Source organism: Luteibacter sp. UNCMF331Sha3.1, assembly GCF_900109915.1.
GTDB lineage: Bacteria > Pseudomonadota > Gammaproteobacteria > Xanthomonadales > Rhodanobacteraceae > Luteibacter.
Map to the genome: position 1 here is coordinate 24468 of NZ_FOBU01000005.1, position 20671 is coordinate 45138.

At 67.5% G+C, this 20671-nt stretch carries 16 protein-coding genes; 5 read left to right on the top strand and 11 right to left on the bottom strand.

Annotated features, from left to right (window positions below):
* The 6 genes from BMX32_RS17545 to rpoH all read right to left on the bottom strand — a co-directional run bounded on the left by BMX32_RS17545 (position 1) and on the right by rpoH (position 8868).
* Positions 1 to 1416, bottom strand: a complete 1416-nt coding sequence (locus BMX32_RS17545) for an efflux transporter outer membrane subunit (protein WP_089981299.1) — start codon at positions 1414 to 1416, stop codon at positions 1 to 3.
* Positions 1403 to 2578: an efflux RND transporter periplasmic adaptor subunit gene (locus BMX32_RS17550; protein WP_089981301.1), complete on the bottom strand. Its 1176-nt coding sequence runs from the start codon at positions 2576 to 2578 to the stop codon at positions 1403 to 1405. The genes BMX32_RS17545 and BMX32_RS17550 overlap by 14 nt, the downstream gene beginning before the upstream one ends.
* Positions 2568 to 5771, bottom strand: coding sequence for an efflux RND transporter permease subunit (locus BMX32_RS17555; RefSeq protein ID WP_089981303.1), 3204 nt, complete (start codon positions 5769 to 5771; stop codon positions 2568 to 2570). The genes BMX32_RS17550 and BMX32_RS17555 overlap by 11 nt, the downstream gene beginning before the upstream one ends.
* 117 nt (positions 5772 to 5888) lie before the next feature.
* Positions 5889 to 7262 (bottom strand): sensor histidine kinase, encoded by a 1374-nt coding sequence (locus tag BMX32_RS17560; RefSeq protein WP_089981305.1) that lies wholly within the window; start codon positions 7260 to 7262, stop codon positions 5889 to 5891.
* Positions 7240 to 7920: a response regulator transcription factor gene (locus BMX32_RS17565; RefSeq protein WP_089981307.1), complete on the bottom strand. Its 681-nt coding sequence runs from the start codon at positions 7918 to 7920 to the stop codon at positions 7240 to 7242. The genes BMX32_RS17560 and BMX32_RS17565 overlap by 23 nt, the downstream gene beginning before the upstream one ends.
* 87 nt (positions 7921 to 8007) lie before the next feature.
* The gene (gene rpoH, locus BMX32_RS17570) at positions 8008 to 8868 is read right to left on the bottom strand and encodes an RNA polymerase sigma factor RpoH (protein ID WP_089981309.1); all 861 of its coding nucleotides are present in this window, start codon (positions 8866 to 8868) and stop codon (positions 8008 to 8010) included.
* A 231-nt stretch (positions 8869 to 9099) separates the two neighbouring features.
* On the opposite strand from rpoH, the gene BMX32_RS17575 reads away from it, so the two are divergent.
* Complete coding sequence (locus tag BMX32_RS17575; RefSeq protein WP_089981311.1) at positions 9100 to 9732, top strand: nucleoside/nucleotide kinase family protein; 633 nt, start codon at positions 9100 to 9102, stop codon at positions 9730 to 9732.
* Positions 9733 to 9757: 25 nt separating this feature from the next.
* Complete coding sequence (locus tag BMX32_RS17580) at positions 9758 to 11173, top strand: sugar porter family MFS transporter (protein ID WP_089981315.1); 1416 nt, start codon at positions 9758 to 9760, stop codon at positions 11171 to 11173.
* A gap of 6 nt (positions 11174 to 11179) precedes the next feature.
* Here the strand turns inward: BMX32_RS17580 and ung are convergent, their stop codons facing one another.
* The 5 genes from ung to BMX32_RS17605 form a co-directional block, all read right to left on the bottom strand.
* The gene (gene ung / locus BMX32_RS17585) at positions 11180 to 11884 is read right to left on the bottom strand and encodes a uracil-DNA glycosylase (RefSeq protein ID WP_089981317.1); all 705 of its coding nucleotides are present in this window, start codon (positions 11882 to 11884) and stop codon (positions 11180 to 11182) included.
* The gene (locus BMX32_RS17590) at positions 11881 to 12720 is read right to left on the bottom strand and encodes a response regulator (protein WP_244511601.1); all 840 of its coding nucleotides are present in this window, start codon (positions 12718 to 12720) and stop codon (positions 11881 to 11883) included. The genes ung and BMX32_RS17590 overlap by 4 nt, the downstream gene beginning before the upstream one ends.
* A 21-nt stretch (positions 12721 to 12741) precedes the next feature.
* A complete protein-coding gene (gene ftsX / locus BMX32_RS17595) occupies positions 12742 to 13728 on the bottom strand; it encodes a permease-like cell division protein FtsX (protein ID WP_089981320.1) in 987 nt (328 codons plus the stop codon).
* Positions 13725 to 14414 carry a cell division ATP-binding protein FtsE gene (gene ftsE, locus BMX32_RS17600; RefSeq protein WP_170843730.1) on the bottom strand — a complete coding sequence of 230 codons (690 nt, stop codon included), beginning with the start codon at positions 14412 to 14414 and terminating at the stop codon, positions 13725 to 13727. The genes ftsX and ftsE overlap by 4 nt, the downstream gene beginning before the upstream one ends.
* 197 nt (positions 14415 to 14611) lie before the next feature.
* Positions 14612 to 16354 (bottom strand): DEAD/DEAH box helicase, encoded by a 1743-nt coding sequence (locus BMX32_RS17605; protein WP_089981322.1) that lies wholly within the window; start codon positions 16352 to 16354, stop codon positions 14612 to 14614.
* Between the two features lie 373 nt (positions 16355 to 16727).
* Between BMX32_RS17605 and trxA the strand changes: the two genes are divergently transcribed.
* The 3 genes from trxA to BMX32_RS17620 all read left to right on the top strand — a co-directional run bounded on the left by trxA (position 16728) and on the right by BMX32_RS17620 (position 20603).
* Positions 16728 to 17108, top strand: coding sequence for a thioredoxin TrxA (trxA, locus tag BMX32_RS17610; RefSeq protein WP_343123865.1), 381 nt, complete (start codon positions 16728 to 16730; stop codon positions 17106 to 17108).
* Positions 17109 to 17278: 170 nt separating this feature from the next.
* Positions 17279 to 19060 carry a transcription termination factor Rho gene (gene rho, locus BMX32_RS17615; protein ID WP_089981331.1) on the top strand — a complete coding sequence of 594 codons (1782 nt, stop codon included), beginning with the start codon at positions 17279 to 17281 and terminating at the stop codon, positions 19058 to 19060.
* A gap of 172 nt (positions 19061 to 19232) precedes the next feature.
* Complete coding sequence (locus BMX32_RS17620; protein ID WP_089981336.1) at positions 19233 to 20603, top strand: glutamate--cysteine ligase; 1371 nt, start codon at positions 19233 to 19235, stop codon at positions 20601 to 20603.
* Positions 20604 to 20671: the final 68 nt, after the last annotated feature.

Consider the following 20671-nt stretch of genomic DNA (forward strand, 5'->3'; position numbering starts at 1 on the left):
TTATCCGGCGTTACTCCACCCGCCGCCCAGCGCCCGGATCAGCTGCACGCTCGCGCGGAGCTGGCGCGTTTCCAGGTCGATCACGCTCCGACGGGCGTCGAGCGCCGCCGTCTGGGCCTGTACCACGTCGAGGTAACCCACGGCGCCTTCGCGGTAACGGTTGAGCGACAGGTCGACCGAGCGCTGCGCCGCATCCGCCGCCGCACGCTGGTCCGTCAGCGCCGTACCGAGATCGCGCAGCAGCGTGAGGTTGTCCTCCACCTGCGCGAACGCGTTCAGCACCACGGCGCGGTACTGCGCGCCGGCTTCATCGGTCGCGGCCTTGGCCGCCTCCACGCCAGCCTTGCGACGACCGCCATCGAAGACATTGAGCAGCAGGCTCGGCCCAATCGCCCAGAAGCGATTCGGCGCGGTGGCGATGCTGCCCCATTGCGAGCTCTGCCAGCCACCCTGCCCGTCCAGGGTCAGCTGCGGAAAGAACGCCGATCGCGCGATGCCGACGCGCGCATTGGCGGCGGCGGTCCGACGTTCGGCCGCGGCGACGTCCGGCCGGCGTTGCAGGAGGACCGACGGCACGTCGACCGGGATGGTCGGCACGGCGACGGGCGCGTCGTTCGTCGCCAACGTGAACTGCGACGCGGAGTCGCCCACCAGCACGGCGATGGCATGCAGCACCAGCGCGCGCTGCGCCTGGGCCTGGGTGAGCTGCGACCTGGCGTTCGACAGCTGCGTCTGCGCGCGCGCGACGTCGAGACCCGAGGCGATGCCGCCCTCGTGCCGCGACTGCGTCAGCTGCAGTGCCCGCGAGAACGCATCGATGCTTTCGTCCAGCACCTTGATCTGGCGATCGGCACCATTGAGCTGCAGGTAACTGTCCGCCAGCTGCGCCTGGAGGCTGAGCCGCGCGGAAGCGAGGTCCGCCGCGGAGGCCGCCTGCTCGGCGGTGCCGGCGGCGACCGTGTCGCGCACGCGCCCCCACAGGTCGACCTCGTAATCGAGCTGCGCCCCGATGGTGTACGAGTCGTAGATCGACGGCGAGGTCGCGCCGCGCAATGGACGCGTGTCGGATTCGCGATTGCGCGAGGCGTTGCCGTTCAGTCCGACGGTGGGGTACAGCCCCGCACGCACCTGTTTCGTGAACGCCTCGGACTGCTGGTAATGCGCCAGCGCCGCGGCGAGCGTCGCGTTGTTCGCCAAGAGCTTCGTCTGCAGATCGTCGAGGCGCGTGTCGCCGTAGAGCTTCCACCAGCCGTCGCGATCGAGGTGATCGGCCGGCTTCGCTTCCGTCCACGGTGTCGCCGCGTTCGCGTACTGCCCGGCCACCGGCACCTCGGGGGCCTTGTATGCCGGCGCGAGCGAGCACGCCGAAAGTCCCGCGACGAACAGCATCGCGATCGCGCGTTCAGGCCTTGCCATGGTCGCCTTCCGCTTTCTTCGGCGTGTTCACGCGCACCGTGTCGCCCGTGGCGAGACCGTCGGGTGGACTTTCGATCAGGCGGTCGCCCGCCGCGAGGCCCGAACCCAGCTGCACCGTCTTGCCGAAGTCGCGAACGATCGTCACGTCCTTGAACGCCACCTTGTTGTTCGCGTCGACGACCGCCACGCGCAGGCCCTTGTCGTCGAACACGAGCGCACTGGCCGGCACGCGGAGCAACGCGGCATCCGCCGGAAGGTCGAAGGTGACGCTCGCGTAGCCGCCGGGAAGCAGCCTGCCGTCCGCGTTGTCGACGGCCACCTGCACCAGCGTGGTACCGGAGGCGGCGTTGATCGCCGCCGAGCTCGACTCGACGACGCCCGTGAACGTCTTGCCCGGGTATTCCGGAACGGCGAGCTTCACCGTCGCGCCCTGGCGGATCGACGGTGCGTAGTTCTGCGGCACGTTGACGTACATGCGCAGCTTGCGCACGTCGGATACGACGAACAGCTCCTGGCCGCCACCACCCGCGTTGATGAGCGCGCCGACGTCGGTCTCGCGCGCGGTGACCACGCCGTCGAACGGCGCGACCAAGCGGGCGAAGCCCTTCAGTGCCTCGATGCGTTCGAGGTTCGCCTGCGCGGCCTGCGCGAGCGCGTGCTTCGCGTCGAAGTCGCCCGTCTTCTCATCGACCTCCTGCTTCGACACCGAGTCGGAGTCGCGCATCGCCTGCCAGCGCTTCGCGGTCGTGGCGGCGAGCGCTTCGTTCGCACGCGCGCTGGCGAGGTCCGCCTTCGCCTGCAGCAGCTGCTGGTCGAGGTCGGGCGTTTCGATCTCGGCGAGCAGTTCGCCCGCCTTCACCTTCTGGCCGATGTCTGCCTTCCACGATTTAAGGTAGCCGCTGGTGCGCGCGAAGATCGGCGCGCGGGCGTAGGCCTGCAGACGGCCCGGCAGGTTGAGGTCGCCGCCACCTTGCCCGCCCTCGGCCGTGACGACGTTGACGGTGGGCACGGCCTGGTCGTCCGTCCACTCGCGCAGGCGGCGCGAGTCGCTGGCACGCGTCGCGACACCCGCGACGACGATGGCGAGGACGACGATGGCACCGATGATGCCGGCGAGACGAAGACGGCGCGGCGGCGGGTTGTGCTGGATATCAGGCGACATGGACGGGCTCTCCGGAAGCGTTCGCCGGGGTGGTGGACGGGTGGCCGCGGCGGCCGTGGATGATGCTGAAGACGATGGGGACGAAGAACAGCGTCGCCGTCGTCGCGAAAATGAGGCCGCCGATCACGGCGCGACCGAGCGGCGCGTTCTGCTCGCCACCTTCGCCGAGGCCGAGCGCCATCGGCGCCATGCCGATGATCATCGCCAGCGCGGTCATGAGCACGGGCCGGAAGCGGACGAAGCCACCCTCGAGCGCCGCCTGGATGGCGTCGCCGTGTTCGGCGAGCTTCTCGCGGCAGAAGCTGACCACGAGGATCGAGTTCGCCGTGGCGACGCCCATGCACATGATGGCGCCGGTAAGCGCGGGAACCGACAACGTGGTGTGCGTGGCGAAGAGGATCCACACGATGCCCGCGATGGCCGCCGGCAGCGCGGTCACGATCACGAACGGATCGCTCCACGACTGGAAGTTCACCACGATCAGCAGGTAGATCAGCACGATCGCGCCGAGCAATCCGAAGATCAGGCCGGAGAACGCGTTGTTCATCGTCTGCACCTGGCCGAGCAGCGCGATGCTGGAGGCTTTCGGCAGCTCTTTCTTGTGCGCGTCGAGGATCTTCTGGATGTCTGCGGCGACGGCACCCAGGTCGCGGTCCTGCGTGGTCGCGAAGATCTCGACCATCGAGTTGATGTTGTACTGGCTGACCACGGCGTTCGTCGCGGTGCGCGACACCGTGGCGAGGCCGCCGAGGATCTGCGAGCCCGCGCCCCCCGTGCTCGGCGAGATCGGCACGTTCTCCAGATCCGGCAGGCTGTCGAGGCTGTACTGCGGCGTCTGCATCACGATCGGGTACGACACGCCGTTCTTCGGGTTGAGCCAGAAGGTCGGCGCCACCTGGCTGGAACCGGCGAGGTTCACACCGAGGCTGGTGGTGACGTCGCGCTCGGTGATGCCTACCTGCTGGGCACGGCTGCGATCGACGTCCACGTTGAAGCCGGGGGCCGCCTGCGACTGCTGGATGCGCGCATCGGCGACGCCGGGCACACGGCGGATATCGCGCAGCAGGGTATTCGCATAAGCGAAGTTGCCGGCGACGTTGGGACCGCGGATCTGCAGGTCGATCGGCGCGGGCGAACCGAAGTTCAGGATCTGGCTGATGATGTCAGCCGGCGGGAACGAGAACGTCGCGCCCGGGAACTGCCGGGGCAGCTTCTCGCGAAGCTCGCGCACGTAGTCCGCGGTGGGTGCGTGGCCTTCGTTCAGCGCGATCTGGATGTCGCCGTCCCACGAGCCGATCGTGCCGGTGTTGTTGTACGTCGTGTTGATGCCGGACGAGGACAGGCCGATGTTGTCGACGACGGTACCAAGCTCGTCTTTCGGGATGATCGTCCGCACGGCATCGCTGACGTGTGCGAACAGGCGCGCACTCTCTTCCACGCGCGTGCCGATCGGCGCGCGGACGTGCATGAGGATCTGGCCCGAATCCACGGCCGGGAAGAAGTTGCGGCCGAGCATCGGCACCAGCAGGAACGAGAGCAGCACGAAACCCATGAAGCCGATGGTGAATACCTTGCGGTGCGCCATCGCCGTCTCCAGCAGCACGTGGTAACCCGCGCGCATGCGTTCGAAGCGCTTCTCGAAACCGCGCTGGAAGCGCACCAGCGGATTGCGCGACGGTGTGCCGTGATCCCCGTGCGGGTCGTCGTGGCTGTGCGCCTTCAGCAGGTATTTCGACATCGTCGGCACGAGGGTGCGCGACAGGATGAACGACGCGATCATCGCGAACATCACCGCTTCGGCCATCGGCACGAAGAGGAAGCGTGCGACGCCTTCGAGGAAGAACATCGGCACGAAGACGATGCAGATGCACAGCAACGACACGAAGGCCGGCGTCACGATCTGCGCGGCGCCGTCGAGGATCGCCGTCTCGACGTCCTTGCCCTGCTCCAGGTGCCAGTTGATGTTCTCGATGGTCACCGTGGCGTCGTCGACGAGGATGCCGACGGCGAGCGCGAGGCCGCCGAGCGTCATGATGTTCATCGTCTCGCCGATCGCCGAAAGCGCGGCGATGGAGCCGAGGATGGCGAGCGGGATGGACGTGGCGATGATGATCGTGGAGCGCCAGCTGCCGAGGAAGAGCAGGATCATCAGGCTGGTGAGCGCCGCGGCGATCACGCCCTCGCGCGCCACGCCCTCGATGGCGCCGCTGACGAAGAGCGACTGGTCGCCGATCGGTGCGATCTTCAGGTTCGCGGGCAGCGCGTCCTTCATGGCGGCCGCGCGTTCCTTGATGCCCTTGATGATGGCGAGGGTCGAGGCCGAACCGTTCTTCAGCACCGTCATGAGCACCGAACGGTCGCCGTTCACGTGCACGATGTTGGTCTGCGGCGGCGATCCGTCGCGCACGTGGGCCACGTCGCGGATGTAGACCGTGGCGCCGTTGACGACCTTCACCGGCAGGTTGCCGAGTTCGTCGATGTCGGACGGCGAGTTGTTGAGCTGCAGCGTGTACTCGTAACGTCCGATCTTCTGCGTGCCCACCGGCGTGATCAGGTTCTGCGCGGCCAGCGCGTTCGCGACGTCCTGCGCGGACAGGCCCCGCGCCTGCAGCGCGGGCGGATCGATATCGATCTGCACCTGGCGCGTCTTGCCGCCGTACGGATACGGGATCGCCGCACCCGGCACCGACACCAGCTGCGGACGGATGATGTTGAGGCCGAGGTCGCCGAGATTCTGTTCGGTGAGGCCCTCGCCCGAGAGCGCCAGCTGGATGATCGGCACCGTCGACGCGCTGTAGTTGAGGATCAGCGGCGGCGTGGTGCCCTGAGGCAGCTGCCGCAGCAGCGTCTGCGCCACGGCGGTCACCTGCGCGTTGGCCGTGCGGATGTCGACGGTGGGCTGGAAGAAGATCTTGACGATGCCGAAGCCCTGGATCGAGTTGGCCTCGATGTGCTCGACGTCGTTCACCGTGGTCGTCAGAACACGCTCGAACGGCGACGACACACGCCCGGCCATCTGATCCGCAGGCAGGCCCGTGTACTGCCACACCACCGCGATCACGGGAATCTTGATGTCGGGAAAGATGTCCGTCGGCGTGCGCAGCGCGGCCAGCGGGCCGACGATCAGGATCAGCAAGGCGAGAACGACGAAGGTATACGGCCGCGTGAGAGCGATCCGGACGATGCCAATCATGGGGGACGGGTTCCGAGCGCGATGTTGCGTCGCGGCGAATTCTGCGCTCGGGGTCGGCTGAGGCGTAGTTAAGATTTATTTAGGGATGACGGACGCCTCGCGGAACCGGCAACGGCGCTAGCCGCTCGCGGGACACGTCACCGAGAACACCGCGCCCTTGTCGTCGCCACCCACCGACATCGAGTAGCCGTGCAGGCGGACGATGGCGCTGACGATCGCAAGACCGAGGCCACAACCCGGCTTGGCGCGGGATTCGTCGGCGCGGTAGAAGCGGCGGAAGACCGCTTCGCGTTCGTCGGGCGGGATGCCCGGGCCGGTGTCGGCGATTTCGATGCGTGCGGCGCCTGTGTCGTCCGTCGACGCCACGAGGCGCACCGCCCCGCCGTCGGGCGTGAACTTGATCGCGTTGCCCACGAGGTTCGCGCAGGCTTCGAACATCAGCTGGGGATCGCCGCGCAGGGCGGGTACCCGGCCGACGTGGAGCTCGAACGACTGCCCGCGGTCTTCCGCCAGCGGTGCGTAGAACTCATGGACGTGTCGCAGGACGTCGCCGATGTCCATCGGTGCGAAGCAGGCGCTGCGACGATGGTCTTCGAGTTCCGAGACCCGCAGGAGCGCGCGGAAGCGACCGAGCACCGTGTCGATCTCGGCCACGCAGGCTTCGAGCTGCTCGCCTTCCGGCTTCCCTTCGAACTGTTGCTGCAGGCGATAGAGCCGCGTGCGCATGCGCGTGAGCGGGGTGCGCAGATCGTGCGCGATGTTGTCCGTGACGCCCTTGACCTCGCCGAGCAGGCGTTCGATCTCGCCGAGCGTGGCGTTGACCGTGCCCGCGAGCAGGTCGACTTCGTCGCCGCTGCGACTGACGGGCAGGCGCACGGACAGGTTGCCGTCGCTGATCGGTTCCATCGCGCGCTGGATGGCACGAATGCGCCGCGCGGGGCCGCGCGCCAGCAGCACGCCGCCGAGCAGGCCCGGAATCAGTGTCAGGGTGAGACCCCAGAGCACGCCGCGACGGATGATCGCGCCGATGCCGTCGATCGTCGCGCTTTCCTTCGCCACGACGAGGCGCTCGCCGCCAGGCAGCCGCCGCGTGATGCCGAAGGCACGCGCGGTCACCTTGCGTGACGGACTGTCGAGCACCGCCTCCACCGCGCGGACGACGCCTTCCTCGTCGAGCTCTTTCGGCACGGCGCCGAGGTTGCCCGCGATGCGCCTGCCCTGCGCGTCGAACAGGCCGACCCACATGTAGCCCTGCACGTCGATCTCGCTCGCCGCCTCCACCGTGGCCGGCAAGCGGCGCGGTTCGGTGTTCTCGAGGTAGTGGATGCGCGCGATCAGCATCTGGTCGACGACGTTGCGCAGGTAGCGCGATGCCTCCCACTGCACGACGCCCAGCAGCATCACGCACCAGATGGCGAACAACGCGCCGTAGATGATGATCAGGCGCGAGGTGGCGGAACGCCAGGCGTCAGTCAGCGGGCGCAAGGACATACCCCGAGCCGCGCACCGTGCGGATGAGCGGCGTCTGGCCGGTGCCGTCGATCTTGCGACGCAAGCGGCCGATGTGGACATCGATCACATTGGTACCCGGATCGAAATGAAAACCCCAGACGTGCTCGAAGATCATCTGACGCGTCACCACCTGCCCGGCGTTGCGCATCAGGAATTCGAGCAGGCGGAACTCGGTGGGCAGCAGCGTCAGCGCCTGGCCGCCGCGCTCGGCATCGTGCCGCACGAGGTCGAGCTCGAGATCCGCGACGCGCAGGCGCGTCTCGTTCGCGGCCGGCCGACGACGGCGCAGCAGGACTTCGGCGCGCGCGGCGAGTTCGTCGGGCGCGAAGGGCTTGGTGAGGTAGTCGTCGCCCCCCGCGCGAAGGCCGCGCACGCGCTCGTCCACGTCGGACAGCGCGCTGATCATGAGCACGGGCGTGTCGACCGACCGCTGGCGAAGGGCCGACACGACGTCGATGCCATCCATGCCGGGCAGCATGCGGTCGAGAGTGATGATGTCGAAGCCGTCGGCGAGCGCGCGCTGCAGGCCGTCGCGGCCGTTGGCGACCCACTCGGCCACGAGGCCGTGCGCACCCAGCTCCGCGACGATGTCGCGGGCGGTCACTTCGTCGTCTTCGATGACCAGTGCCCGGGGCATCCGGCTTTCACTCCACGTGCGGTGACAACGGAAAACGGCCCCGCGCTGAGCGCGGGGCCGTCCGGATAGTACGCCAGTCGCTTCCGGTCAGGCGGCGATGGCGACGCGCATCTTCTTCATGGCGTTCGCTTCGATCTGACGGATGCGTTCGGCCGACACGCCGTATTCGTCCGCGAGATCCTGCAGCGTGGCCTTGTTGTCCTCGGCCAGCCAACGGCGCTGGATGATGTCGCGCGAGCGATCGTCCAGGTTGCCGAGGGCCGACGACAGCGCGCCCATCTGGTTGTTGCTCGCGTCTTCCTCGGCGAGGTTGTCGTACGGATCGGCACCTTCGTCGACCAGGAACGCGGCCGGTGCCGGCTTCTCGTCGTCGTCGGCGTCGGTCGGCGCCTCGAAGCCGATGTCGCGGCCCGAAAGACGCGACTCCATCTCGCGGACGGTGGCTTCCGGCACGCCCAGGTCGGCGGCGACCACGCGGACTTCCTCGGCGTTCATCCAGCCCAGGCGCTTCTTGCTCTTGCGCAGGTTGAAGAACAGCTTGCGCTGCGCCTTGGTGGTGGCGACCTTGACGATGCGCCAGTTGCGCAGGATGAACTCGTGCATCTCGGCACGGATCCAGTGGACCGCGAAGCTGACGAGACGCACGCCCTGATCCGGATCGAAGCGCTTCACCGCCTTCATCAGGCCGATGTTGCCTTCCTGGATCAGGTCCGAAAGCTGGAGACCGTAGCCGTTGTAGCCGCGTGCCACGTGGACCACGAAACGGAGGTGCGACATCACGAGCTGCTTGGCGGCGTCGAGGTCGGTGTCGTCGTGGAAGCGGCGGGCGAGCGACTGCTCCTCGTCAAGGCTGAGCACCGGGATGCGATGGACGGCCGAGATGTAGGAATCCAGACTGCCAACGACGCTCGGTAGCCCGTAGTTGCGGGTGGCGAGGGCTTGCGACATGTGTGGAACCTCCTGAAAGAGTCTCTGGGCAGATTAGCAGTCCCGGTATGAGACTGCTAACCCTTGCCGAAGTTCGCCTTCGGCCTTATCTGTACGCCATAGTACAGAAATGACCCTCCCAGGTCAATAGGTGTACTGATCGGTTCAGGAACCATTGGGCCGACGGGCGGCTTTGCCTGACGTGACGGGTTTCCATCGACGAAGCCCCGCAGGCGGTGCTACGGTCGCAATATGATCGATCCAAATGCCCGTGCACGGCTCGATGCCCTCCTGTCCGGAGGCGGCCGGCGCATTCTCGGGATCGCGGGCCTGCCGGGTGCAGGCAAGTCCACGCTGACCGCCGCCCTGCTTGCCGCTCTGGGTCACGTCGCGGTCGGCGTGCCGATGGATGGATTCCACCTCGCCAACGCGGAACTTCACCGGCTCGGGCGGGCCGATCGAAAGGGCGCGCCCGATACCTTCGACGTCGCAGGCTACATCGCACTTCTTCGCCGCCTGCGCTCGCCCGTCCCGGGCGAAACCATCTACGCGCCCGCCTTCCACCGCGAGATCGAAGAGCCGATCGCCGGCGAGATCGCCGTGCGCGCCGACACGCGCCTCGTCATAACGGAGGGCAACTACCTCCTGATGGACGACGACGGATGGCGCGATGCCCGGACGTGCCTCGACGAAGTGTGGTTCGTCGAGGTCGACGACACCCGTCGGCGGGCCCAGCTGCTCGAACGCCACGTCCGGTTCGGGCGCGACCGCCAAGCCGCGCTCGACTGGATCGAACACACCGACGAGCCGAACGCTCGACGGATCGCCGCCACGGCCCACCGCGCGGACTTCCATGTCCGTCTGCACCCGGACATGGCGTCATGATGCGACATCGACCATGGAGCCTTGCATGCATGCGGTAACCCAGGATCAACCGGCGGGCGCCACCGCCCCCGTTTCGACCGGCCTCGTGGTCGGCATCGCGACGATCGCCGCGCTCGGCGGCCTGCTGTTCGGCTACGACACGGGCGTGATCGGCGTCGCGCTGCTGGGCCTCGGCCGGCAGTTCGCACTCGACGACACGACCAAGCAGCTCGTCACCGGCGCGATCATCTTCGGCGCGCTGTTCGGCTGCCTGGTCACCGGGCCGCTCTCCGACCGGCTCGGTCGCCGGCGCATGGTGATCTTCGTGGGCGTGATCTTCGCCGTGGGCTCTATCGCCTCGGCGATGGCCACGGACGTGGCCTGGCTGATCGCCGCGCGCTTCATCCTCGGCCTGTCCGCGGGCAGCTCCACGCAGATCATCCCCGTGTACATCGCGGAAGTGGCGCCGCCGAAGCATCGCGGCAAGATGGTCACGCTGTTCCAGTTCATGGTGGTGTTCGGCATCACCGTGGCGTACTTCACCGGCTTCGCGCTGGGCGAACACTGGCGCTGGATGTTCGGCCTCGGCACCGTGCCCGCCATCGTCCTGCTGGGCGGCATGGGCTTCCTGCCGGAGAGCCCGCGCTGGCTCGTCGCCGAACGTCGCACCGACGAGGCCCTGCGCGTGCTCGAACGCGTGCGCGGCAGCGCCGCGGCGGCGCGCGCCGAAGTGGCGGAGATCGAAACGGTCGCGGAAAAGGAACCCACGGGCAGCTGGAAGGACATCGCCAGGCCGTGGATCCGGCCCGCGGTGATCGTGGGCGCTGGCATCTCGATGTTCTCGCAGATCACCGGCAACAACGCCCTCATCTATTACGCGCCCACCATCCTCACCAAGGCGGGCTTCTCCGACGAGGCGGCGGTGCTCGGGACCGGCGCCAGCACCGTGCTCGTCGTGGTCATGACGGTGATCGGCAGCTTCCTCGTCGACCGCATCGGCCGCCGTACCTACCTGCTGTGGATGATCCCCGGCTCGATCGTGGCGCTGGTCGTGATGGGCTGGCTGTTCCAGGGCCAGGGTCCCGCCACGGATGTCAGCCGCTGGGTCACCGTCGGCTGTCTCGCCGCTTACATGATGCTCAACTGCGGCAGCTTCGGCGTGTGCATCTGGCTGATCAACTCGGAGGTTTACCCGCTCTTCGTCCGCGGCAAGGGCGCCAGCCTCGGCGCGTTCAGCCACTGGACCTTCGACCTGATCGTGACACTCACCACGCTGACGCTGGTGACGTCGCTCGGCGCGACCCACACGTTCTGGCTATACGCGGCGATCTCGCTCTTCGCCTTCGCGTTCGTTTACTACCTCGTGCCCGAGACGATGGGCAAGAGCCTCGAAGAGATCGAGCACGAATTGCGCGAACACCGTTTCTATCCGTTCCAGCAGAAGCGGCTGGCAAAGAAGTAACGACGCTCAGGCGCCGGGCGATCCGGCGCCCCGCGGCAGCGACCAGTCGATCGGTGGTTCGCCGCGCGCTTCGAGCCACGCGTTCGCCTTCGCGAAATGCCCGCAGCCCATGAAGCCGCGATGCGCCGACAGTGGCGACGGGTGCACGCTGCGCAGTACGAGGTGACGACTGGTGTCGATCAACTGACCCTTCTTCTGCGCGTGACTGCCCCAGAGCATGAAGACGAGACCGTCGCGCTCGCGGTTGAGCGCGTCGATGGCGGCGTCGGTGAAGCCTTCCCAGCCCTTACCCTGGTGCGAACCGGCCACGCCGGCTTCCACGGTCAGCACCGCGTTGAGCAGCAGCACGCCGCGGTCGGCCCAGGGAGTGAGATCGCCATGGGCGGGACGCGGAAGACCGAGGCACGCCTCGATTTCCTTGAACATGTTCTGCAGCGACGGTGGCACGCGCACGCCGGGCCGCACCGAGAAACTCAGCCCGTGCGCCTGCCCCGGGCCGTGGTACGGATCCTGCCCGAGGATGACGACGCGCACGCGGTCGAAGGGCGTGTGCGCGAACGCGTTGAAGATCTCGGGTCCCGGTGGATAGATCGTCTTGCCACGCGCTTTCTCGTCACGGAGGAACGTGGCGAGCGCTTGCATGTCCGGGCGATCGAGGTAGCTGCCGATGCGCTGCTTCCAGCCTGGCTCCAGTTTCACGCGATCGTTCAATGCTCGACCCGGTCGCGCAGGTGCAACGCCACGCGAAGCTGGAACAGTAGCTTGGTGATGAGCAGTTTCTCTTCGACCGGTTTCTCGACCAGATCGTTGGCACCGGCGCGCAGCAGCGCCGCCTGATTGGCCGGGTTCTCGTCGCCGGTCATGATCAGCGTCGGCAACTGACCCTTGCCGTAGCCGAACTCGTTGCGGATGCGCTCGACGAGATCGCCGCCGGTGAGCTCGCCCTTGAGGCTGACGTCGGTCAGCACGACATCGGCACCGACCTCGCCGCGGAGCTTCGCCGCGCGCAGGTGGTCGAGCGCGTCTTCGGCGCTGATCACGTGGTGCACGGTCAGGCCGTACTTCTCCATCATCCGCCGCGTGGCCAGCGCGACGACGCGACTGTCTTCCACGTAGAGCACTTCGCCCTCCGCGCCGCCTTCCGGGCGCACGTAGCCGCGAATGAACTCGGCGAGCGCGCCGAAACCGAGCGATTTATCGAAGTAGTCGGTGACGAACTCGCCGAGCTCACGACGGTGCAGGCGCGCCTCGACGTCGCCGGACACCACGACGATCGGCATGTAGATCTGCGGGGTCGCCTCGCGGACGAAGCGGGCGAGTTCGAGGCCGTCCATGTCGGGCAGGCGCAGCGCGACGGTGACGAAGTCGAACACGCCACGCTGGAGTTCCGCCTGCGCTTCGGTCCCGGTGGACGCGCCGACGATTTCCACGCCCGGCACTTCCGCCGTGACGACGCGCGCGATCAGCTGGCGAACGACCTTCGAGCCGTCGACCAGCAGGATGCGCGGCGTGGCGCCGGCCACTCCCGAACCGATGTGATGTCCCACCGAATCCTCCCCCTTCCTTCGTCAGACCGCCGCGGCGCGGCGGATCTGCCTCGCGCTGACGAGCCGCGCACCGAGCCACCCCAGCAAAGCCGACGCGAAGGGTACCGAAAGCAGCAGCCACGCGGGGAGTGCGCCGAAGCTGACGCTTCCGTCGTACGCCGCGGCGAGCCGGCCCACCGGTCCCGCCATGGCGAGTTCCAGCACCGCGGCGAGCGCCACCGCCAGCACACCCGCGAGAAAACCGAGCCAGATGCCCGCGTAGAGATAGGGCCGGCGAACGAATGGACGGCTCGCACCGATCAGCAGCAGCACGCCGATCTCGGCGCTGCGGCTCTGGATGTCCACGCGGATGGTGTTGCCGACGACGAGCAGCGCCGCGACCCCCAGGAGCAGCGCGAGCAGGCCGACCGCCCGCCCGCCGACGCCGACCAGCGCATCGAGACGCTGACGCCATGCGCCGGTCTCCTGCACCATGTCGACACCCGGCGTGGCCTTCATGGACTCGACCAACCGGCCGATGTCGTCGGCGGAGAGGCCGGTCTTCGGCGTCACTGAGAGCACGTAAGGCAGCGGATTGGCGTCGAGCGATTGCAGCGCGCCGGAGAAGCCCTGCACTTCGGCCAGTTCGTCCAGGCCATCCTTCGGCGTGCGGATCGCGATCTGGCCTACCTCGGGCCGGCCGCGCAACGCCGACGCCGCCGTCTCTGCCATGCCGGCGTTGAGGCCCGGCTTCATGAACGCGCTGATCGACTGATTCTGGCCGAGCGCGTCGCCCATGCGCTGGACGTTGTCGAGCAGCAGATAGAACGTGAGCGGCAGCGCCAGCGCGACGCCCATCACCGCCACCGTCAGCAACGTGCCCAATGGACGCGCGCCGAGCCGGCGCAGGCTGATCGACATGCTCCACAGGTGATGTTCGCGCCAGGCCCCGACCGTGCGCGCACCGCTGCGGCGGGTCTTTTCCGGTTCGGGTGCGCGGCGGGCCTCGCGTGCGGCGTTCGTGTTCATACGACCTCCGTCGCGGGCACGTCCGCCACGAGTTTTCCGTGGTCGAGCACCACGACGCGTTTCTTCATGCGTTTGATCAGCATCAGGTCGTGGCTGGCCACCAGCACGGCGGTGCCCACCGCCTGGAATTCGGCGAACAGCGACATGATCTCCATCGCCAGTTGCGGGTCGAGGTTGCCGGTGGGTTCGTCGGCGATGAGCACCGCCGGCTTGGCCACGATGGCGCGCGCGATGCCCACGCGTTGCTGTTCGCCCGTGGACAGCGCTTCGGGCAATTGCTTCTCGTAGCTGAGCAGGCCCACTTTCTCGAGGGCCGCGCGAACACGGCGGCCGCGATCGGCCGGCGCCACGCCGCCGATGATCAGCGGCAGCTCGACGTTGGCGAAAACGGTGCGATCGAGAAGGAGGCGGTGATCCTGGAAGACCATGCCGAGCTTGCGGCGGATCTTCGGGATGTCGCCGGGGCGAACGGTGTTGAGCTTCTGCCCGTCGAGGGTGACCACGCCGTTGGTGGGGCGCTCGATCATGGCGAGCAGCTTCAGCAGCGTGCTCTTGCCCGCGCCGGAGTGGCCGGTGACGAAGGCCATCTCACCGGCGTCGACCTGGAACGACACATCGGTAAGGGCCTGGTGACCGCCCTCGTATCGTTTGCTCACCAGATCGAAACCGATCACCGCATCACCCATTGGCCCGTTGAGCCTCAGAGGATAAGGGATGTAGTGCCCGAATGGCGGCAAGCCGACGGCGTATTCATGCAGGAGCGCACCTGGGCGCGAACGTTCTTCGACTCACGACCCAGCTTGCGCGCCAGGTTGGACGACCGAGTCGAAAAGCCATCGTGCCCAGGTGCGCTCCTGCCGCAAGCGCACCGTTCGGGAGGCGATCAGCGACCGCCGAACAGGCGACCGATGCGGCGGAGCAGGCCGACCTTTTCGGGGGCCTTCGGTGCGGCCGGTGCCGGCGTGGCGACGGGACGCGCCGCCGTCACCTGACGCGACGGGCGACGGTTCGGGCCGGCCTGGCCATCGGCCTTGCGCGGCGCGGACGGCTGTCCGTCGACGCGCGCCGGCGTCGCGCCGTTGCCGGCCGTGCCTTCCGCGCCCTCGCGCGCCCCGCGACCGCGGCCGCCGCGACGGCGCCGACGCTTCTTCGGTGCCGACGCGTCGGCCATGGCTTCGGCGGCGGCCGGCAGGTCCGCCACGGTTTCGGCCACGACCACCGTCGTCATCGGCACCTCGGTCGGCGTCGCGGCAGGCCTGTCGTCGCGCGGGGGACGCGGGCGGCGCTCGCGCTCGCCCGAACGCTCGCCGGAGCGCGGGCCACCGCGACCGTTGCGACCGCCACCACGACCACCCTTCTCCGGCGGCGCGCCGCGCGTCGGGACATGGCCGCCGGTGTCGTTCGGATCGTCCACTTCATCCTGCACGCCATCGGCACGCGGGCGCGCGGCGGGCATCACGAGCATGCGTGCCTCGATCGACGCGGTGGGGATCTTCTGGTTGATGTAGGTCTCGATGTCCGGCAGGCCCATCGCGTAGAGGTCGCACGCGAAGCTGATCGCGTCGCCCTCGGCACCCAGGCGCGCGGTACGGCCGATGCGGTGGACGTAGTCCTCGGCATCCTGCGGGAGATCGTAGTTGAAGACGTGGCTCACGGCCGGGATGTGCAGGCCGCGCGCGGCGACGTCGGTGGCCACCAGCAGGTCGATCTGGCCTTCCTGGAAGCGCTGCAGGAGCTTCTGGCGCTTCACCTGCGGCACGTCGCCCGAGATCGCGCCGACGCGGAAATTGTGACGCTTCAGGCGGTCGGTGATGCGCTCGGCCGCGGCCTTGGTGTTGACGAAGATGATGCTGCGCTCGGCCTTGCTCTCTTCGAGCAGGTTGAAGAGCAGCGGCATCTTTTCTTCCTTCGACGGGAAGTAGACGACCTGGCGGACGCGGTCCGCCGTGACGTTCTCGGTCTCGACGACCAGCTTCTCGGCCTCGTGCATGTGCTCGTAGGCGAGCTCGAGCACGCGGTGGCTCAGCGTGGCGGAGAACAGCAGCACCTGGCGCTTCTCGCGCGCCGGGAGGCGGCGGAAGATGAAGCGCACGTCCTTGATGAAGCCGAGGTCGAACATGCGGTCGGCTTCGTCGATGACCATGACTTCGACGCTGCCGAAGCCGAACACGTCCTGCTTGTAATAGTCGAGCAGGCGGCCCGGGGTGGCGATGATGATGTCGCAACCGTCGCGCAGCTGCTGACGCTGCTTGTCGTAGTCGACGCCGCCGTAGATCAGCGCGCTGCGGAGACCGGTGGCCTTGCCGATGGTCTGGAAATCCTTCTCGATCTGGATCGCGAGCTCGCGGGTGGGCGCGATGACCAGCGCGCGCGGGTCGGAATCCTTGCGATCCGGATGGGCCGGATGCTTCAGCAGGCGATCCATCAGCGCGACCAGGAAGGCGAACGTCTTGCCCGTGCCCGTCTGCGCCTGGCCGGCCACGTCGCGCCCCAGGAGGGCGACCGGCAGCGTCAGCGCCTGGATCGGCGTGCAGCGCGTGATGCCGGCGGCGGCGAGGCCCTGCTGAAGCAGGGGATGGAGGTCGAGGTTTTCGTAGAAGACGTCGGTGAGTACGGTTTCGGACATGGAATGAAGGGCCTGGAGGCTTGCGCCGCGCTCATGCGGCGCTGTCCCGGCGGCATGCGTGCACCACGGGACGGAGAGTGATCCGGCCGGCGTCACGGGAGAGTCGGGAAGGGCCGGTTGCCAGTCCGGCGGCCTGTCGACGCGCCCGGCGCGCGAAGGCCGGAGGCGGAGGCGGCCGCCTGGAAGGTTCCCGCTGGCATAGGTGAACCGGCTGCGCGAGCCGGTTTACCTATGTCAACGGAAACCATTCGTCGACGACCTTGAATCGCTTGAATCGCGCCCCTAGTTCGGGTGGAATGAGGGCCGCCGGCCGCAATGGCCAAGACCTTCGGTTCCGGTTGGACCCGCGACATGGGGCTCCTAAGTGTAGCCGATGCCAGCGTCACGGTCGTCAACCCCCTTTTCCACCCCTCCACTGGAGACCACGGTGAGCGACAAGATCACCCATACGACCGACGCCGCCTTCTCGAAGGACGTCCTCGAATCCGACACCCCCGTCCTGCTCGACTTCTGGGCCGAATGGTGCGGCCCCTGCAAGGCGATCGCCCCCGCGCTCGACGACCTCGCCGGTGAGTACGAAGGCAAGGTCAAGATCGTCAAGATCAACATCGACGAAAACCAGCAGACCCCGCGCCAGTTCGGCGTTCGCGGCATTCCGACGCTGATGGTGTTCAAGGACGGCAAGGTCGCCGGCACGCAGATCGGCGCCGTGAGCAAGACCCAGCTTTCCCAGTTCATCGAGAAGTCGATCTGACATCTCTCCAGGGCTGAATCGTTCGCCCTGGCTTCCAGCCGCCGCGTGAGGCGCTTTACGGCGCGCCTCACGCGATGCTAGGCTCTAGGAGTTCGCCGGGACACCGCTTGTCCCCCCTGTCGCGAACCCTCTCCCTCTTTTCTTCCAACGGCGCCCCGTGAGGTTTGCCCGTGTCCGATATCGAAACCAAAGACTCCATCGACGCCAAGGGCGCCGGCGACCAGCCTGCGACCGAGCCGCGTCCGCGTACCCGCCGCAAGGCGCCGGCCGCCGAGGCCCCCGCGGTCGAGACCGGCACGCCGGCTCCCGCCAAGGCGGCTCCTGCGCCGGCGCCGGCCCCGCAGGCCGAGCTCCAGCTGGGTAACGCACCCTCGCCCGCTCCGGCCCCGGCACCCGCACCGACGCAGGGCGAGCCCCGCGACGGTGGCCAGCCCGGTCAGGGCGGCGGCCAGTCGCAGGGCCAGCAGGCGCGCGGCGACAACCCGAACCAGCATCAGAACAATCGTAACGACCGCAACGAGCGCGAAGGCCGCGGTCGTCGTCGTCGCAACGAGCGCAACAACAACCAGCAGCGCCAGGGCGGTGGCGGTGGCGGTGGCGGCAACAACGGCAACTACCAGAGCCCGCGCAACAACAACGGGTATCCCGTCGACGACGACGAGAACGCCGACGCGGGCAGCAACGATCGCCTGATCAACCTGACCGAGCTCAAGCGCAAGAACGCGATCCAGCTGCTCGAGTTCGCCGAATCGCTCGGCGTGCGCGAAGGCGTGGCCCGCCAGCGCAAGCAGGACGTCGTCTTCAACATCCTCAAGGCCCACGCGCGCTCCGGCGGCGGTATCTGGGCGGAGGGCGTGCTCGAGATCCTGCAGGACGGCTTCGGCTTCCTGCGCTCGGCCGACGAGTCGTACCTGGCCGGCCCGGACGACATCTACGTGTCGCCCAGCCAGATCCGCCGCTTCAATCTGCGTACCGGCGACTACATCACCGGCCGCGTCCGCCATCCGAAGGAAGGCGAGCGTTACTTCGCGATGCTGAAGGTCGACGACATCAACGGCGATCCGCCGGAGGCGTCGAAGAACAAGCTCCTGTTCGAAAACCTCACCCCGCTGTTCCCGCGCAAGGCCTTCAAGCTCGAGCGCGGCAACGGGTCGACCGAAGACATCACCGGCCGCATCCTCGACCTGGTGGCGCCGATCGGCCGCGGTCAGCGTGGCCTCATCGTCTCCCAGCCGAAATCCGGTAAGACGATGATGCTGCAGAACATCGCGCAGGCCATCCAGTACAACCACCCCGACGTTCACCTGATCATGCTGCTGATCGACGAGCGTCCGGAAGAAGTCACGGAAATCGCCCGCACCGTCCGCGCCGAGGTCATCAGCTCGACGTTCGACGAGCCGGCCGTGCGCCACGTGCAGGTCGCCGAGATGGTGATCGAGCGCGCCAAGCGTCTGGTCGAGCACAAGAAGGACGTCGTGATCCTGCTCGACTCGATCACCCGCCTCGCCCGCGCCTACAACACCGTGGTGCCGAGCTCCGGCAAGGTGCTCACCGGTGGTGTCGACGCCAACGCCCTGCAGCGTCCCAAGCGCTTCTTCGGCGCGGCGCGCAACGTCGAGGAAGGCGGCAGCCTGACGATCATCGCCACGGCGCTGACCGACACGGGCTCGAAGATGGACGAAGTGATCTACGAGGAGTTCAAGGGCACGGGCAACATGGAAGTGCACCTGTCCCGCCGCATCTCCGAGAAGCGCGTCTATCCCGCGATCGACATCAACCGTTCCGGCACCCGCCGCGAAGACCTCCTGATCGATCCCGATCTGCTCGCCAAGATCTGGATCCTGCGCAAGCTCCTCCACCCGATGGACGAACTGGCCGCGATGGAGTTCATGCTCGACAAGATGAAGAACACGAAGTCCAACGACGAGTTCTTCAATTCGATGAAGCGCTGATCCGCGCTTTGCCGACGACCGGAAAGGCCGCCCGCAGGGGCGGCCTTTCTCGTTTCACCGTCCCTGCATCCCATTTGTTACGCTGCCTCGCCGACGCACACCTTTTCGGGGTGCCCGGGCGTCCCCATATGGGCGCCATCGGCCTTCGAGCCTCCCCTTCAAGGAAAGTGACGTGTCCATACCCAGCGCCGCCAAGAGCACGCCCATCGGCGATCGCCACGACCTCGTGGCCTATCTCGCCAAGGGCGAAAAGCCGCGCGAGATGTGGCGCATCGGCACGGAGCACGAGAAGTTCGGGTTCTACACCGACGACCTGACACCCCCGCCGTTCGAAGGACCCCGTCCGGGCATCCGGGCGATCATGGAAGGCCTCGCGTCGCGCTACGGCTGGGACATCGCGCGCGAGGGCGATACGCCGGTCGCGCTGACCAAGGGCCTGGCCAACATCACGCTCGAGCCGGCCGGCCAGCTGGAGCTGTCCGGTGCACCGCTGGAATCGATCCACCAGACCTGCGACGAAGTGAGCGAGCACCTGAAGCAGGTGCGCTCGGTGGCCGAAGAGCTCGGCATCGGTTTCCTCGGCATGGGCTTCCAGCCGAAGTGGCGCCGCGACCAGATGCCGTGGATGCCCAAGGGTCGCTACAAGATCATGCGCGAATACATGCCGAAGGTCGGTTCGCTCGGCCTCGACATGATGACGCGCACGTGCACCGTGCAGGTCAACCTCGATTATGCGAGCGAAGCCGACATGGTGAAGAAGTTCCGCGTCGCGCTCGCGCTGCAGCCGATCGCGACGGCGCTGTTCGCCAACTCGCCGTTCACCGAAGGCAAGCCCAACGGCTTCAAGTCGTTCCGCTCGCACGTGTGGACGGACACCGACCCGCATCGCACGGGCATGCTCGACTTCGTTTTCGAGAAGGGCTTCGGTTACGAGCGTTACGTCGACTACATCCTCGATGTGCCGATGTACTTCAGCTACCGCGACGGCAAGTACGTCGATCTGTCCGGCCAGGACTTCAGGAAATTCATGCGCGGCGAGCTTCCGGCCCTGCCGGGCGTGAAGGCCAGCATGAAGGACTGGGCCGATCATCTGACGACCGCCTTCCCCGAGGTGCGCCTCAAGCAGTACCTCGAGATGCGCGGTGCGGATGCCGCGCCGTGGAACCAGCTGTGTGCCCTGCCCGCCTACTGGGTAGGCCTGCTCTATGACGACGTCGCGCTCGACGCGGCGTGGGATCTGGTGCGGGACTTCAGCAAGGCCGAACGCCACGCGCTACGCGACGGCGTGCCGAAACATGCGCTCGACCTGATGTTCCGTGGCCACAAGCTGCGCGAACTCGCGCTCGAGTCGCTGAAGATTGCCGACCATGGCCTGAAGCGTCGCAACAAGCAGGGCAACCGTGGCGTCGACGAGTCGGGTTACCTGGAACCGCTGCTCGAGATCGGGCTCTCGGGCAAGACGCAGGCCGACGTGAAGCTCGAGAAGTTCCACGGCGAGTGGAAGGGCAGCGTGGATCCCGCGTTTTCGGAATACGCGTACTGAGAGCGCGCCCCCACCAGGAGCACGAAAAACAGGCATAAAAAAACCTCCCCGTCGCCGGGGAGGTTTTT

Coding starts and splice junctions, on each gene's coding strand:
- BMX32_RS17545 (WP_089981299.1), bottom strand. CDS start 1,416: ATGGCAAGGCCTGAACGCGCGATCGCGATGCTGTTCGTCGCGGGACTT.
- BMX32_RS17550 (WP_089981301.1), bottom strand. CDS start 2,578: ATGTCGCCTGATATCCAGCACAACCCGCCGCCGCGCCGTCTTCGTCTC.
- BMX32_RS17555 (WP_089981303.1), bottom strand. CDS start 5,771: ATGATTGGCATCGTCCGGATCGCTCTCACGCGGCCGTATACCTTCGTC.
- BMX32_RS17560 (WP_089981305.1), bottom strand. CDS start 7,262: ATGTCCTTGCGCCCGCTGACTGACGCCTGGCGTTCCGCCACCTCGCGC.
- BMX32_RS17565 (WP_089981307.1), bottom strand. CDS start 7,920: ATGCCCCGGGCACTGGTCATCGAAGACGACGAAGTGACCGCCCGCGAC.
- rpoH (WP_089981309.1), bottom strand. CDS start 8,868: ATGTCGCAAGCCCTCGCCACCCGCAACTACGGGCTACCGAGCGTCGTT.
- BMX32_RS17575 (WP_089981311.1), top strand. CDS start 9,100: ATGATCGATCCAAATGCCCGTGCACGGCTCGATGCCCTCCTGTCCGGA.
- BMX32_RS17580 (WP_089981315.1), top strand. CDS start 9,758: ATGCATGCGGTAACCCAGGATCAACCGGCGGGCGCCACCGCCCCCGTT.
- ftsX (WP_089981320.1), bottom strand. CDS start 13,728: ATGAACACGAACGCCGCACGCGAGGCCCGCCGCGCACCCGAACCGGAA.
- ftsE (WP_170843730.1), bottom strand. CDS start 14,414: ATGGGTGATGCGGTGATCGGTTTCGATCTGGTGAGCAAACGATACGAG.
- BMX32_RS17605 (WP_089981322.1), bottom strand. CDS start 16,354: ATGTCCGAAACCGTACTCACCGACGTCTTCTACGAAAACCTCGACCTC.
- trxA (WP_343123865.1), top strand. CDS start 16,728: ATGCCAGCGTCACGGTCGTCAACCCCCTTTTCCACCCCTCCACTGGAG.